Source organism: Cupriavidus sp. 94F1 (genome assembly GCF_057798875.1).
On sequence record NZ_JBYOJT010000004.1, the window covers coordinates 365,747 to 379,228 of the forward strand.

Annotated in this window: 14 protein-coding genes and 1 pseudogene; 8 read left to right on the top strand and 7 right to left on the bottom strand. The window is 63.7% G+C overall.

All coding sequences use genetic code 11. The features are described from left to right. Window positions 1–35 precede the first annotated feature (35 nt). Both AC3FJ6_RS12585 and AC3FJ6_RS12590 read right to left on the bottom strand, forming a co-directional pair. Window positions 36–569, bottom strand: a complete 534-nt coding sequence (locus tag AC3FJ6_RS12585; RefSeq protein ID WP_488772173.1) for a cytochrome P460 family protein — start codon at window positions 567–569, stop codon at window positions 36–38. Window positions 570–747: 178 nt separating this feature from the next. Further along, the gene (locus AC3FJ6_RS12590) at window positions 748–1,131 is read right to left on the bottom strand and encodes an EF-hand domain-containing protein (RefSeq protein WP_487522415.1); all 384 of its coding nucleotides are present in this window, start codon (window positions 1,129–1,131) and stop codon (window positions 748–750) included. Between the two features lie 293 nt (window positions 1,132–1,424). On the opposite strand from AC3FJ6_RS12590, the gene AC3FJ6_RS12595 reads away from it, so the two are divergent. The 5 genes from AC3FJ6_RS12595 to AC3FJ6_RS12615 all read left to right on the top strand — a co-directional run bounded on the left by AC3FJ6_RS12595 (window position 1,425) and on the right by AC3FJ6_RS12615 (window position 5,136). Further along, window positions 1,425–1,910, top strand: a complete 486-nt coding sequence (locus tag AC3FJ6_RS12595) for a hypothetical protein (RefSeq protein ID WP_488772174.1) — start codon at window positions 1,425–1,427, stop codon at window positions 1,908–1,910. A gap of 215 nt (window positions 1,911–2,125) precedes the next feature. Next, complete coding sequence (locus AC3FJ6_RS12600; protein ID WP_488772175.1) at window positions 2,126–3,307, top strand: porin; 1,182 nt, start codon at window positions 2,126–2,128, stop codon at window positions 3,305–3,307. Window positions 3,308–3,409: 102 nt separating this feature from the next. Then, complete coding sequence (locus tag AC3FJ6_RS12605; protein WP_194946441.1) at window positions 3,410–3,790, top strand: hypothetical protein; 381 nt, start codon at window positions 3,410–3,412, stop codon at window positions 3,788–3,790. Between the two features lie 9 nt (window positions 3,791–3,799). Next, window positions 3,800–4,030 carry a YMGG-like glycine zipper-containing protein gene (locus tag AC3FJ6_RS12610; RefSeq protein ID WP_153945784.1) on the top strand — a complete coding sequence of 77 codons (231 nt, stop codon included), beginning with the start codon at window positions 3,800–3,802 and terminating at the stop codon, window positions 4,028–4,030. Between the two features lie 296 nt (window positions 4,031–4,326). Then, complete coding sequence (locus tag AC3FJ6_RS12615) at window positions 4,327–5,136, top strand: hypothetical protein (protein WP_488772176.1); 810 nt, start codon at window positions 4,327–4,329, stop codon at window positions 5,134–5,136. A 22-nt stretch (window positions 5,137–5,158) separates the two neighbouring features. On the opposite strand, the gene AC3FJ6_RS12620 is transcribed toward AC3FJ6_RS12615, so the two are convergent. Beyond that, window positions 5,159–6,664, bottom strand: coding sequence for an aminotransferase class V-fold PLP-dependent enzyme (locus AC3FJ6_RS12620; protein WP_488772177.1), 1,506 nt, complete (start codon window positions 6,662–6,664; stop codon window positions 5,159–5,161). A gap of 320 nt (window positions 6,665–6,984) precedes the next feature. On the opposite strand from AC3FJ6_RS12620, the gene AC3FJ6_RS12625 reads away from it, so the two are divergent. The 3 genes from AC3FJ6_RS12625 to AC3FJ6_RS12635 all read left to right on the top strand — a co-directional run bounded on the left by AC3FJ6_RS12625 (window position 6,985) and on the right by AC3FJ6_RS12635 (window position 9,608). Further along, window positions 6,985–7,650: a response regulator transcription factor gene (locus tag AC3FJ6_RS12625; protein ID WP_488772178.1), complete on the top strand. Its 666-nt coding sequence runs from the start codon at window positions 6,985–6,987 to the stop codon at window positions 7,648–7,650. Between the two features lie 137 nt (window positions 7,651–7,787). Beyond that, complete coding sequence (locus AC3FJ6_RS12630) at window positions 7,788–8,171, top strand: hypothetical protein (RefSeq protein WP_488772179.1); 384 nt, start codon at window positions 7,788–7,790, stop codon at window positions 8,169–8,171. 180 nt (window positions 8,172–8,351) lie between these two features. Further along, a complete protein-coding gene (locus tag AC3FJ6_RS12635; protein ID WP_488772180.1) occupies window positions 8,352–9,608 on the top strand; it encodes an acyl-CoA dehydrogenase family protein in 1,257 nt (418 codons plus the stop codon). A gap of 38 nt (window positions 9,609–9,646) precedes the next feature. Here the strand turns inward: AC3FJ6_RS12635 and AC3FJ6_RS12640 are convergent, their stop codons facing one another. The 4 genes and pseudogenes from AC3FJ6_RS12640 to AC3FJ6_RS12655 all read right to left on the bottom strand — a co-directional run bounded on the left by AC3FJ6_RS12640 (window position 9,647) and on the right by AC3FJ6_RS12655 (window position 13,386). After that, window positions 9,647–10,291: a methionine ABC transporter permease gene (locus AC3FJ6_RS12640; RefSeq protein ID WP_153946078.1), complete on the bottom strand. Its 645-nt coding sequence runs from the start codon at window positions 10,289–10,291 to the stop codon at window positions 9,647–9,649. 31 nt (window positions 10,292–10,322) lie between these two features. Then, window positions 10,323–11,108 (bottom strand): annotated as a pseudogene (locus tag AC3FJ6_RS12645) (methionine ABC transporter ATP-binding protein); the annotation flags it as partial. 25 nt (window positions 11,109–11,133) lie between these two features. Then, window positions 11,134–11,958: a MetQ/NlpA family ABC transporter substrate-binding protein gene (locus AC3FJ6_RS12650; protein WP_400394969.1), complete on the bottom strand. Its 825-nt coding sequence runs from the start codon at window positions 11,956–11,958 to the stop codon at window positions 11,134–11,136. A gap of 87 nt (window positions 11,959–12,045) precedes the next feature. Next, entirely contained in the window at window positions 12,046–13,386 is a 1,341-nt protein-coding gene (locus AC3FJ6_RS12655; protein WP_488772181.1) for an LLM class flavin-dependent oxidoreductase, read from the bottom strand. Window positions 13,387–13,482 lie beyond the last annotated feature (96 nt).

Consider the following 13,482-nt stretch of genomic DNA (forward strand, 5'->3'; position numbering starts at 1 on the left):
GCGCCCGCTGGCGGTGACGCGCGATCAGGTAGCCATCACGGCGCAAGTCGCGTGAATACGTAGTCGCGGTTCTTCACGAGCGCGTTGTGGCACGCAAAACACGTCTGATGCTGTGCCAGGTCGGCTGGCTTGCCGTCGATAAAGCGCCCGTAGCCCCAACCACCCGACGCGGCGTACTTTTTCGAATCCTTGACCATCACCTGCACGGTGGTGGCGTGTCCGGGCACCAGGGCCGACTTGAACTCGGGCGATTGCGTGTACTTCCATGCCAGCTTGACCAGTACCGCGCCATCCGGGAACGGTAGCTCGCCGCGCTTGTACGCATCGATGGCGATCTTGTTGCCCACGACGGTGCGCAGTTCGTTCAGCGGCTCGCCCTCCAGGGCAGGGGCCACCAACTGCCAGTTGCGGTAGCCCTCTGGCAGGGTCACGCCGTAGATGGGCGATGCGTGGGGATTGCCAGTGGGGCCGGCATTGGAAGGTGCAGCGGACTGTGCGGTGGCGACAGTGGCGCCAGTGAGCACGACAGTGGCGACCGCGGTCAGGGCTACGACAGACATCAGCTTCATGGTGGCTCCGCGAAATCGGTAATCGGGATTCCATTAGGCGGCGAGGACGTACCCCGGATGTTTCACCGGACCACGTCCTCGTATCAGCGTGTGTCTGTCGTCTGGCTCGATACGTCGTGATACAAAACCCCGCGCCTTGTCGCGGGGCCCTGACCGGCCAAAAGCCGGGACCTCGCCTTCAGTTGATGATCGGATTCTTCTTCTGCATATCGTCCTGGATCATCTTTGACCAGGCCGCCCCCACTTGCCGCTCGGTCACGTAGCCGTGCTTCCGGGTATCGATCTTGTCGAATCGTTTGTAAACCTCGGGCATGCCAACGCGTGCTTCTTCACGGGTCAGCTTGCCGTCGTGATCGGTGTCGGCCGCCTTGAACCGTTCCATGAACCACTTCTTGCGCTCGGCCGGCGTCATGCCTTGCGGAGGCTGCGGGACTTCGTTGACATCGGTGGTGGCGGGCGGCGCCGCCGGTGCCGCAGGTTGCGAGGCCTGCGCGCTGGCGACACCGCTCGCGATGCTGATCGACAAGGCCAGGGCAGCCGCAAGGCAGTGGATACGGTCCATTTTTTCTCCTCGATTCTCGTTGTGTGACGATGCCCCGGGCCGGGAGACGCCGCCATTCCGGAATGGCGGCATTCCACGCGGGTATCCGTCCCAGTATTGGCGAAATTTCAGCCGAGCATTTGACATTTTGGGACCGTCGTTTGATGCCCGGGGACATCGTTCCGGAATCTCGAGGCGCTCCAAGGCCTTGTTGCGCTGCAGCGTCCCATCCTCGACATATGATGGAACAAACCCGATCGCTCCTAGGATTCAGGAGGTAGTGGCGGGCCTAGCCAGCCAAGCGAGGACAAATCATGAACGGGCGCAGGTACTGCAAGATCGCCCTGGCACTGGTGGCGGGCGTAGCAATGGCCGTCTGCGGCGCGTCCCTGGCCGGTGGTCGAGGCGCCGTCGGGGGCGGCGGCATGCGCGGCGGGATCATGCAAGGCGGCGGCTTTCATGGGGGCGGCTTTCATGGCGGCGGCTTTCAAGGCCACGCCGGCTTTCGGCATGGCGGGTTTCGCCGCAGTCATGGGCACGTGGTCTATTTCGCGGTAGGCACTGCCTGGCCCGGCTGGTGGGAATATTCATACGACGGCGGGCCGTACTACCGGGCGGACTACACCGGGTCCGGCTACGACACGCCTTCGGCGCCCCCTGCCAGCCGGAAATCCGCCAGGACTGACCGTTCGTCAGAAAACGGGTGGTCGTATTACTGCGACCAGCCCGGCGGGTATTACCCCCAGGTCAAGCACTGCCCGGGCGGCTGGCAAATGGAGCCCGCCCGGCCGCGCCCCTAGCAACAAGGCGTGACGGCGCAACCACGGACCGTCGCCTGCGTAGCCGTTGCCTCGTCAATCATCACCGCCTCGGCAGCGACCGCCGATGCGCTGCACGTGCGTGCGCCAGCAGACAGATCGAACCGCCAGGGTGGCATTCCATGCAAGCGACAAGCGTGAACCCGCAACGCCAGCAGCCATGACTCACCCATAACAACATCGAGGAGGCGGCAGACATGAGATTGACACTTCTTGCACTTGTGGCGTTGCCGACCCTTGCCTGGCAGGCGCACGCGCAATCGAACGTGACGCTCTATGGCGTCGTCGACGTCAACGTCGAATATGCCAATCACCTTGGCGCGGTACCCACGTCCGCAAATGGCTTCAGCCCCGGCCCCTCGCACAGTGTGGTGCGGATGGATTCCGGCGGCGTATCCGGGTCGCGCTGGGGGCTGCGCGGCACGGAGGCCCTGGGCATGGGCCTCAAGGCGGTCTTCGTGCTGGAAAGCGGCTTCAATGCGGACAGCGGCACCTCGCAGCAAGGCGGCCGGCTGTTTGGCCGGCAAGCATTCGTCGGGCTGCAAAGCGAGTATGGCCAGTTGTCGCTCGGCCGCCAGTACACGTCGATGTTCGAGGCGCTGGCGAACTTCGTCCCGGCTGCCTATGCCACGCAGTACGAGCCTGCCGTGGTGCTGGCCGGGGCCAATTTCCGCGAGGACAACACCATCAAGTACACCGGCAGTTTCGGTCCCGTCACGACACTGGCCCACTTTTCGTTCGGCACCGGCCTGGCGCTACCGCCGACGGTCGGCGCACCGTTCATTCTTGGCGGCAACGGCGAAGTACCGGGCCAGTTCCGGCGCGATACCGCCTATGGTGCGTCGGTGGTCTATACCGCCGGGCCAGTAGGTCTGGTCGTGACCTATGACCAGTTCAATCCGACCATCGCACCCGCCGCCAACCCGGCCAATGCGGGCAGCGGCACGTTCAAGAAGGCTGGCGCGGGCGCCAGCTATGCATTCGGTGCCGCCAAGATCATGGGCGGCTACCGCTGGGGCCAGAACAAGAATCAGGTAGGTGCCGAGTTCTTTCGCGACCATTTCTACTGGATCGGCGGGACTTATCAGCTGACGCCCTCGGTCGGCCTGATGCTCGAGTACAACTACGACGACGTCAGGAACCAGTTCGGCAATGCCAGCCAGCCCAATCCCTGGCAGATCGCGTTTATTTCCAACTACGCATTCTCCAAGCGCACCGATGTCTATATCAGTGCTGCCTATGCTAAAAATGCCGGCCTTGGTCTGGAATCCGCCGCCATCTTCTATGCCAACAGCCTGTCGCTTGGCAACAGCTATGCCCTGGCGAACGGGCAGAGTTCCATGCTGGGCATCGCCCTGGGGCTGCGCCACAAGTTCTGAGCGCAGGGTGCGGGTTTAGCCGCCTGCCGGACGCTGGAATAGCGACTAATATGAACGAGCGCATGGCTGCGTGGAGTAATGGCAACACTGAGGGAGACCGCAATGGCGAATAGACTGAGCCGGCTCGCAGTGACGGCTGGGGCACTCGTGACACTGGTATTGGCGACCGGCGCCCGGGCCGACGAAATTCCACTGGTGACCGGCAAGCAATGGACAGCTTCCACCGAGCAGACCAAGAAGGCCTACCTGGTAGGCATCGCCAATATGGTCCAGGTGGATATCGCCTATCACGAAGGCAAGCCGCCTCCCGACGCGCAGAGTATTCTTCCGCGCTTTGCCAAAGGGCTCAAAAGCCATTCGCTCGATTCGGTGAGCCAGGGACTGGATCGCTGGTACGCGGCCCATCCCGACCGATTACAACGGCCGGTCATTGAAACCATCTGGTTCGAAATGGTTCTTCCTGGCCTGAATGCCGGCAAGTGAGGTGACGCCATGAAACGACTCCATCTGGCTGGCGCGATCCTGATCGTCGCCGGCGTCGCGGGATGCACGAACATGACCCCGCAGCAGCAAGGCACCGTGACCGGCGCCGGCCTCGGTGCCGCGGCCGGTGCCGGCATCGCCGCCATTGCCGGCGGCAGTGGCTGGACCGGCGCGGCGATTGGCGCCGTGGCTGGCGGCGTGGCGGGCAACATCAAGGGCAAGCAACAGCAGCAGTGGTAGCCCCCGGGCGCCGTGCCGGAAAGCCCCTCGGAAACTGACGGCGAGCCCCAGCGAAACGCCTGGCAAGTCATTGCCGAAGACGTAGCGGAAGACCGCGCGCGCGACAGAAAGACCTCGTTTTCATTAGCCCTTTGGGCCAATTGAGCGGCCCGGCAAGACCGGCTAGCGTGGCAACTGCAACGTGGCGTGACCGACAACCGCACGGCAGAGCGAAGGCGCGAACAATGACGGCGATGCAAGAAGGTAGTCGCTCTGGTGGGGGCGATCTTAAGCTGCTACTTCCAAGGCTTGGCAGGATGCGGCTCGGCATTGCGCTTTGCCTGGCCATGGCCGCGGGGGCCGGACATGCCGAATCGCCGCCCGCAAACGGCTGGACGTTTGCGGTCGCGCCGTACCTGTGGCTGCCGAACGTGAGCGGGGCGTTCAGCTTCTCCGGGAATTCATCCACAGGCGGCGGCAGGCTCGACATGGGCACCGGTCCGGACAGCTATCTCTCGAACCTGAAGTTCCTCTTCATGATGCAGGCCGAAGCCAGCAAGGGGGACTGGACGGTCATCGCCGACGCAGCCTACCTTGACTTCAGTAACCACCAGACCACGCTCAATACCGTCGGCTCGGTTGTCATCCCCCGGGAACTGGCGACCAACACAGGCAGCAGCCTCAGCGGCGGACTGCTCGGGCTCTACGCCGCCTACACGGCAGTGCGCGCGCCATGGGGAACCGTCGAGCCGCTCGGCGGGCTTCGTTACCTGAACCTGAGCGCCAGTGCCAACTGGACGCTATCCACCACGTTCACGCAACAGGGCGCCACGCTTGCGACGCAGGGAAGCGTGTCGCAGACCGAGAACATCGTCGATGCGATCATTGGCGTGCGCGGGCGAATCCGTCTTGGCAACAGCGACAGATGGTATCTGCCGTACTACCTCGACGCCGGCACCGGCGCTTCCAGATACACGGTGCAAGCGTCCGGCGGCGCCGCCTATGCGGCCAGGTGGGGCGACATTCAACTGACCTATCGCTACCTGACCTACCAGCTGGGCAGCGGCGAACTGGTTCAAAGGCTGACGCTGAAGGGCCCCTTGGTCAGCGTGATGTTCCGCTTCTGAGCGCAATGCTGCCCGCCCGCAGTCAGCCTGACGTGGTTGCCGCCAGACGCCATAGCGTCGCCGAGCGGGTACCCGTACGGCAGTACGCGAGCACGGGCTTTGGCAGGTCTGCCACCAGCGAACCAAAGGCGGCGGCATCCTCGGCCGTGACACCGTCCGATTTCACCGGCAGGTAGCGTGCGGCCATGCCAAGCGAATCCGCCACCTCAGCGATATTTGCAAACCGGGCCTGACCGTCAGCCTCGCCATCGTGCCGATTGCAGACGATGGCGCGGAACCCAAGTGCATGCGCCGTCCGCACGTCGGCATCGCTCAACTGCGCCGCAACGCTGACGTCGTCCGAAAGATGCTGGATCAGCATTTCCCGTCGCCCCGCACGCACTTGCTGGCACCGGGCAAGGACGTTCTGGAAGCAGTCAACCGCAAAGTCGACATCTGCCTCCGTTGTGAACCGTCCAAGGCTCAGCCGCACCGTGCGTTGCGCGGCATCTTCATCCAGCCCGATGCATGTCAGCACGTGAGAGGCCTTGCCAGCCGCCGAATTGCACGCCGACGTGGATGACACGGCCAAGCCATCGGCCAGCATAAGCGGCAAGAACTCGGGCAGATTCACCGTCAGACTGAGTGTGTGTGGGATGCGGGTCGCGTTGGCGACGTTCTGCATGACAACACCCGATGCGCGCACACCATTCAGCAGGCGTTCGCTCAGTTGCACGATTCGCTGATTGTCAGATGCCATTTGCAGGCGCGCCAGTTCGCACGCGGTGCCCATGCCCACGATCTGATGCGTAGCAAGCGTTCCAGATCGTAGTCCTTGTTCGTGCCCTCCACCGTGCATCTGACAGGCAATACGAGGCGCCACCTCGCGGCTGACATAGAGCGCACCGATGCCTTTCGGCCCATAGAGCTTATGTGCCGACATCGACAGCAGGTCGATGCCCATTGCCTTGACGTCTATTTCAGTCTTGCCCGCAGCCTGCGCTGCGTCCACGTGAAGTAGCGCGCCAGCAGCGTGAACGACCCGCGAGATATCGGCGATATTGGTCAGGGTGCCGATTTCGTTGTTCACCATCATCAACGACACGAGGCCCGTGCGATGGCCGCAAGCCGCTTCCACCGCGGCCAGCGAAATTTCGCCCGACGCATCGGGAGCCAGGTAGGTGACCGATACATCCAGCCGCTCCAGATACGCCGCCGTATCGAGTATGGCCTTGTGCTCCAGCTTGCTGGTAATCAGATGGCGCCGTCCCTGCTCGTAGTCGAAGAAACCCTTGAGAGCCAGGTTGTTCGACTCCGTTGCACCGGACGTCCACACGATCTCGCACGGCTCGGCGCCAATGAGACCGGCGACCTGCGCGCGAGCCTGCTCGACCAGGTTCTTTGCCACGAGCCCCGCGGCGTGAGAATTCGACGCAGGGTTTCCGAAGACGCCGTCGGCCCCCAGACAGCCGAACATCGCCTCCATCACGCGAGGGTCCGCTGGTGTCGTTGCAGCGTAATCGAAGTACCGCAGGGTGTCCGCACTCATTTCCAGTCATCCTTGAATCGGAAGGCCATGCTACGACGAACCCCCTGAAAAGTACTTCTAAATTCCCACATTGGCCGCTGCCTGCTTAGCATTCCATGCTACAGACATGCAATTCTTCGGAAAATTTTTTCTGACAGGCCATGCGGGAGCGACAGCGGTTGTAAAAATCCCATCGCCCTCCGCCCCGACGTCTATGTGTTGAAAGTCATTTCAGAAGTCGGTATGAAACTTTTCGCTCCAACCGAAGACCGGTTGTGGACGGCCGCGACGGTCGGTAATGTGGCCGGGAGTCAACCCCATTTCTAAAGAGGGTACGCGCGATGACCGGGACCGTGATTGTTGTGGACGACGATGAAAGCATTCGCAAGGCCTTGGGACGGCTGCTGCTTGCAAAAGGATTCTCATCAAGGACGTTCGGTTCGGCCGAAGAGTGTCGGGTTGCCCTTGACGGCATCCGCGGCCCTGCCTGCGTGGTGGCAGAGTTGATCCTGCCTGGCATCAGTGGTCACGAACTGCTGAAGCTCTTGCCGTCGCATGTGCCCTTCATCATGTTGACAGGCTGTGCGGACGTGAAGCAAACCGTGGAGACGATGATGGCCGGCGCCATCGATCTTCTTGAGAAACCGGTGGCCGAGGATCGTCTGGTCACGGCGGTGAGTCGTGCGCTGGCGTTGGCCGCGCAACGCGGTATGGAGCGGACCATCAAGGCGGCCCTCGATGCAAAGATGCAGCGGCTGACCAATCGCGAGCGAGAGGTCATGGCAATGGTCACGACCGGACTCCGGAACAAGGAGGTCGCCAACTTCCTCGGCATCGTCGAGAAAACCGTGAAGGTCCATCGCGCCCACATCATGGACAAGCTGGAGATCGACTCGCTCGCAGAGCTGGTGCGCTGCGCCGACAAGCTGGGAATGACATACATTCCACCCGCGACAAGTCGGCATGCGAGTGCACGGAGCACCCTGGAAGTTGGCTCCGTCAATTGACGGGCAGGTCGGCATGGCTTCCCCAACACGGCGGGTGTCATCGACGCTGCGGCCACCCGTGCCACCGAAGCGCGATCTTTGCCGACTTCCCCGAATTTCTCATCGTACCGACCTGTCATACCTGCCAAGGAGCCGCTTTGAGGTCCACCAAATCCGATCAGGAGTGCGCGGAATCGTTGTATGCCTTGCTCAGAGGCGGAGAGTGTCTCACCCGCAAGGAAATCGTGGAACGCGACCTGCTGTCCAACCACGATTTCGGAAGAGCCCGCAAGGTTCTGGCAGGGGCGGGAGTGCTTCAGCATGTCCATAAATCGGGATATACCTTGTCCATCCATGTATTGGGCGGTCCGCCTGAAGCGTTCCTGCGTGGCGTATCGCCTGTGGAGGACGAGTTCGACGCGCTGTTGTCTGTATGGAAAATCGAGCCGCTCAAATCCGCTGTCGGGACCAGCAGCCGCGTCAATCGAAGATTCGCGCGGGACGAGCAGGCAGATGCCTGCGAACCGCTATCCGCGGCCTGAGAAAGGGGTCGTGGCCAGAAGGCAGGGAAAGCCTTGTGATAGCCGCCGGCTCAGCGCAGGAAATCGGGGGCGCCACGCACAGGCCGCATAAGGGCATGCGGAATCGGTCGTTACCCGTCGAGAAAATTGCTGCACGATGTCTTTCGTGCTCATTCGACGAGAAACCCGAAGGACAACCGCATGCCATTTCAAGAATCCCTTGCCCCTGCAAACGCGATCGACACGGCCACCGCATCGCCAACATCGACACCGCAACCGCTGCCTCCGGCCGGCGATGTCGCGGTACTTCGCCAGCGCGCCCAGGCCCTGCTGCCCGAGATCGCGCGGGATGCCGCAAAGCGGGAGAGCCGCCGCGAACTGCCCTTTGATTTTGTGCGTCAGGTGGCCAATGCCGGCCTGCTGACGTTCCGCATCCCGAAGGCGTATGGCGGCCCCGGCGGCAGCGTGCGCGATGCCATCCGCTTCGTTCAGGAACTGGCCGCCGTCGATGCCAACCTCGCCCAGGCATTGCGACCCAACTTCGGACTCATCGAAGGCCTGCTCGCGGGCCAGGACAATGAAGCCGACCGCCGGCGCTGGTTCGACCGGCTGCTGGGCGGCCAGATCGTCGGCAATGGCGGCGTGGAGCGCGGCGGCAAGCATGGCGCCATCCAGGCCACCATCGTCCGCGAGGGCGATCACTATACCGTCAACGGCACCAAGTACTACAGCACCGGCGCGCTCTACGCCGACTGGATCAGCTCCATCGCCGTGGACGAGGCTGGCAAGGAAACGCACTTCACGGTGCCACGCGAGCGAGCCGGCATGACGCTGGTCGATGACTTCGACACCATCGGCCAGCGGTTGACCGCGAGCGGCACCACGCGATTCACGAACATGCGCGTCGCGCCGGATGAACTGCGCGCCAGCCACCTGCCACGTGACCGCCGCAACCCGGTCTCGCCGGTCTTCCAGCTCTTTCTGGCCGCCACCGAAGCCGGCATCGCCCGCAACGCGCTGGACGACGCGGTCTGGTTTGCGCGCCACAAGGCCCGGCCGATCAAGCACAGTTCGGCCGAGCGGTCGGTGGACGATCCCTATGTGCAGGAAACGATTGGCCAGATTGCCGCGCAAGTGTTTGCGGCCGAAGCCGCCACGCTGCGCGCCGCTGACGCCATTGATGCCGCCTGGGCGGACAACCTCAGCAATGCGTCACTGACGCAGGCGTCGATCGACGTCGCCCAGGCGCAATACTTCGCCGTGGCGGCCGCGCTGAAGAGTGCGGAGCTGGCGTTCGATGTCGGCGGGGCATCCGCCTGCGATCGCCAGTACAACCTGGATCGCCACTGGCGCAATGCGCGCACCGTGGCCAATCACAACCCCCGCCAATGGAAGGCGGCCGCCGTGGGCGCATGGCTGCTGAAGGACGATCCGCCGCCCACGACCGGCCTCTTCTGACAAGACGCCGCCACTCCGAAAAGGAGACGGCGGCGGGGCTATCGCCGGTGATCGAAACGGCGAGCCAGCCGCTCGCCCGTGAATTGCACCACCGTTACCAGCACCACCAGGATGGCGATCACATTGAACATGACGGCCGTTTCATAGCGTTCGTAGCCATAGCGGATCGCCAGGTCGCCGAGGCCACCCGCCCCCACGGCACCTGCCATGGCCGACGACCCGATCATCGCAATCACGGTGACGGTGGCCCCGCCGATCAGCGCCGGCAGCGCCTCGGGCAACAACACATGCCGCACAATGTGCCAGCGCCGGCAGCCCATGGCCCGCGCCGCCTCGATCAGCCCCGCATCGGTTTCATTGAGTGCCACCTGGGACACCCGCGCAAAGAATGGAATCAGATGCGCGCTTAGCGGCACCACCGCAGCCCATGTGCCCATCGTCGTGCCGACGATCAGCCGCGTAACGGGCAACATGGCCACCAGCAGGATGATGAAAGGGATCGATCGGAACATGTTGACCAGCACCGACAGCACGCGGTTCGTTCGCGGCCTCGGGGCCAGGCCGCCGGGCGCGGTCACGGTCAGCACGATGGCCAGCGCCATGCCGACGACAAACACCACCAGGCAGGCGCTGCCGGTCATCAGCAGCGTTTCGCCGAACGCCTTCAGGTACTTCTCAGCCATTGGCAACACGATGGGCGTCCTCCGCAGGATGTACGTTCGCAGGCAGACGCTTGCGCAGCGGGCGCAGCAGCGACAGCGTGGCTTCGGCCTGCGGGTCGGCAAATATGCGCCATACCGGCCCCTGCTCTTTCACCTGGCCGTGATCCAGCACCAGCACCCGGTCGCAGGCCTCCTCGATCACAGCCATGTCGTGCGTGATCAGCACCACGGTGAGGCCGAACTGCTTGTTGATGTCCCGCAGCAACGCCAGGATCTGCTCGGTCGTTTCCGGATCGAGCGCCGAAGTCGCTTCGTCGCACAACAGGATTTCCGGGCGGTGTACCAGCGCACGCGCAATACCCACGCGCTGCTTCTGACCGCCCGACAGCATCGCCGGGTAGGCCTGGGCCTTGTCCGCGAGCCCCACTGTCGCCAGCAGGTCGTTGACACGGGTTTCGATCTCCGCGCGCCGCACGCCCGCCACGCGCAGCGGCAGCGCCACGTTGTCGAAGACGTTCTTCGCCGACATCAGGTTGAAGTGCTGGAAGATCATGCCGATGCGCCTGCGTAGCCTGACCAGACCATCCTCGTCGAGCTTGCCGATGTCGGTGTCGTCGATCCATACGTGACCACGGTCAGGCCGCTCCAGCATGTTGATGCTCCGCAGCAGCGTCGACTTTCCCGCGCCACTGCGGCCGATGATGCCGAATACCTCGCCGCGTTCGATCGTGAACGAGACATCCGCCAGCGCAGGCGCGGCGGCGCCCGCATAGGTCTTGCCAACCTGCTCGAACACGATGTGCGGGTCGCGCGCCGGCAATTGCGAAATCGTGCGCATGCAATCGTCCCTTTTCTTCGGCACTTCAGAACGCCGGAATGACCGACCCCTGATACTTGGTCAGGATGAACTTGCGCACCGCCTCGGACTGGTAGGACTTGACCAGTTGCTGCACCCACGGTGCGGCCCGGTCCTTCTCACGCACGGCAATGACGTTGACGTAGGGATTGTTCTCGCGCTTTTCCACCGCGATGCCATCGCGCGTGGCAATCAGGCCGGCCTGGTACGCGAACGTGTTGACGATGGCGGCGGCGTCCACGTCGGGCAGCGCACGCGGCAGCACCACCGACGCACTTTCGATGAACTCGAGCTTGCGCGGATTGGCCGTGATATCGGCCAGCGAGACGGTCCCCGTGTACGGATCGAAGCCGTCCTTCAGCTTGATCAGGCCGTGGTCGCGCAAGATGACCAACGCCCGGGTCTGGTTGCTGGGATCGTTCGGGATGCCGATGCGGGCGCCATTCGGCAGCGCCTCCAGCGACTTCACCTTGCGCGAATAGAACGCGATAGGCGAGATCAGCGTGTCGCCCACGTTGGTGATCTTGTAGCCGCGCTGCTTGATCTGGTCACGCAGAAATGGAATGTGCTGGAACGAATTGGCGTCGAGGTCACCGTTGTTCAGCGCCTCGTTCGGGCTCGCGGTGCCGGTGATGATCACTGTCTCGACCTTCAGGCCGTTCCTGGCCGCCTCCCGGGTAACAACCTCCCAGATCTCCTCGTCCACGCCGCCGCGCACGCCAACCTTCAGCGGCTTGCCGCCCGATGACTGGGCGTAGGCCGATGCAATCGGCAAGGCGGCCAGCACCAGAGCCAGCGTAGCGATGACACCAAGGGCGGAGCGTCGTTTCATGATGAAAGGTGCGAGAGTTTGGGAAGCACCAGTCTATGAAACCCTCCTGCCCGGGTCCACGAAGTAATCCGATATAGCAAATGCGGACTACGCCGCCGCGCGCGAGGCCGTCCTCCCGGCCGGCCGGGCCAGCCCCATGTGCTCGCGCAAGGTGCTGCCCTCGTAGTCCTTGCGGAAAAGGCCGCGGCGCTGCAGGATCGGCACCACCCCTTCCACAAAGTCCTGCACCCCATCGGGCAACGCATCGGGCATCAGGTTGAACCCATCGGCCGCGCCGCTGCGGAACCAGTGCTCGATGTCATCGGCGATCTGTTCGGGGGTGCCGACGATGACGCGATGCCCACCGCCACCCGCAAGCTCGCGGATCAGCCCCCGTACCGTCAGGTTCTGGCGCTGCGCAAGCGCAATCGTCGCGCGAAAGAACGTGTGATTGCCATTGGCCGGCAGCGCGAGCCCGTCCGGCAACGGCGCATCGAGCGACAGCCGGTCGGCGGTAATGCCAAGCGTGCCGGCCAGCCGGTTCAGGCTGTAGTCCCACGGAATCAGGTCGACCAGCGCATCGCGTCGTTGGCGCGCCTGCGCCTCGGTTGCACCGACGATCGTCGTCAGCCCCGGCAGGACCTTGATCGCGCCTGGCCCGCGACCGAGGGCTTCGGCACGCTGATTCAGCGCCCGGCGGTATTCGCGCGACTCCTCCAGCGATTGCGAGGCCGAAAACACGGCTTCGGCATGACGGGCCGCCAGTTCGCGGCCATCGTTCGACCCACCAGCCTGGAACAGCACCGGATGCCCCTGGGGCGGCCGTGGCAGGTTCAGCGGCCCTTGCACATCGAAGAACGGGCCATGATGGGCAATGGGCTGCAGGCGGGCCGTGTCCACGAAGCTGCCCGACTGACGGTCCCCCACGAACGCGCTGTCTTCCCAGCTATCCCATAGCGCCTTGACCACGCTCGTGAACTCGTCGGCGCGCGCGTAGCGTTGTGCATGATCGGGCGGCCCCGCCCGACCGAAGTTGCGCGCGGACCCGGCATCGGCCGTCGTTACGACGTTCCATCCCGCGCGCCCGCCACTGACGTGATCGAGCGTGGCAAAGCGCCGCGCGATGTTGTACGGCTCGTTGTAGCTGGTCGAGGCAGTTGCCACCAGCCCGATATGGCGCGTGGCCGCTGCAACGCAGGCAAGGAGCACGGTGGGCTCCAGCGCGGTAATGGGCCGAAAGTTGATCTGGTCGGCGATGGACGCGTTATCGGCCAGAAAGATGGCATCGAGCTTGCCCGCTTCGGCGATCTGCGCCAGCCGGACATAGTGCTGCACATCGACAAAGGCACGCGGATCGCTGCCGGGCAGGCGCCATGCCGACGGCACGAAACCTGAATGCAGCGCGTTGAGATTCAGGTGAAGCTGGGGGGGCGGCGAGGCAGCGGGCATGCGGGGAACGGGCGAGCGTTTGCAATGGTGTCTGGCACACGAGCATAAGGAAGCCCTTCACGGACGGGAACGAACGAAAGCCGATATCGATATGCC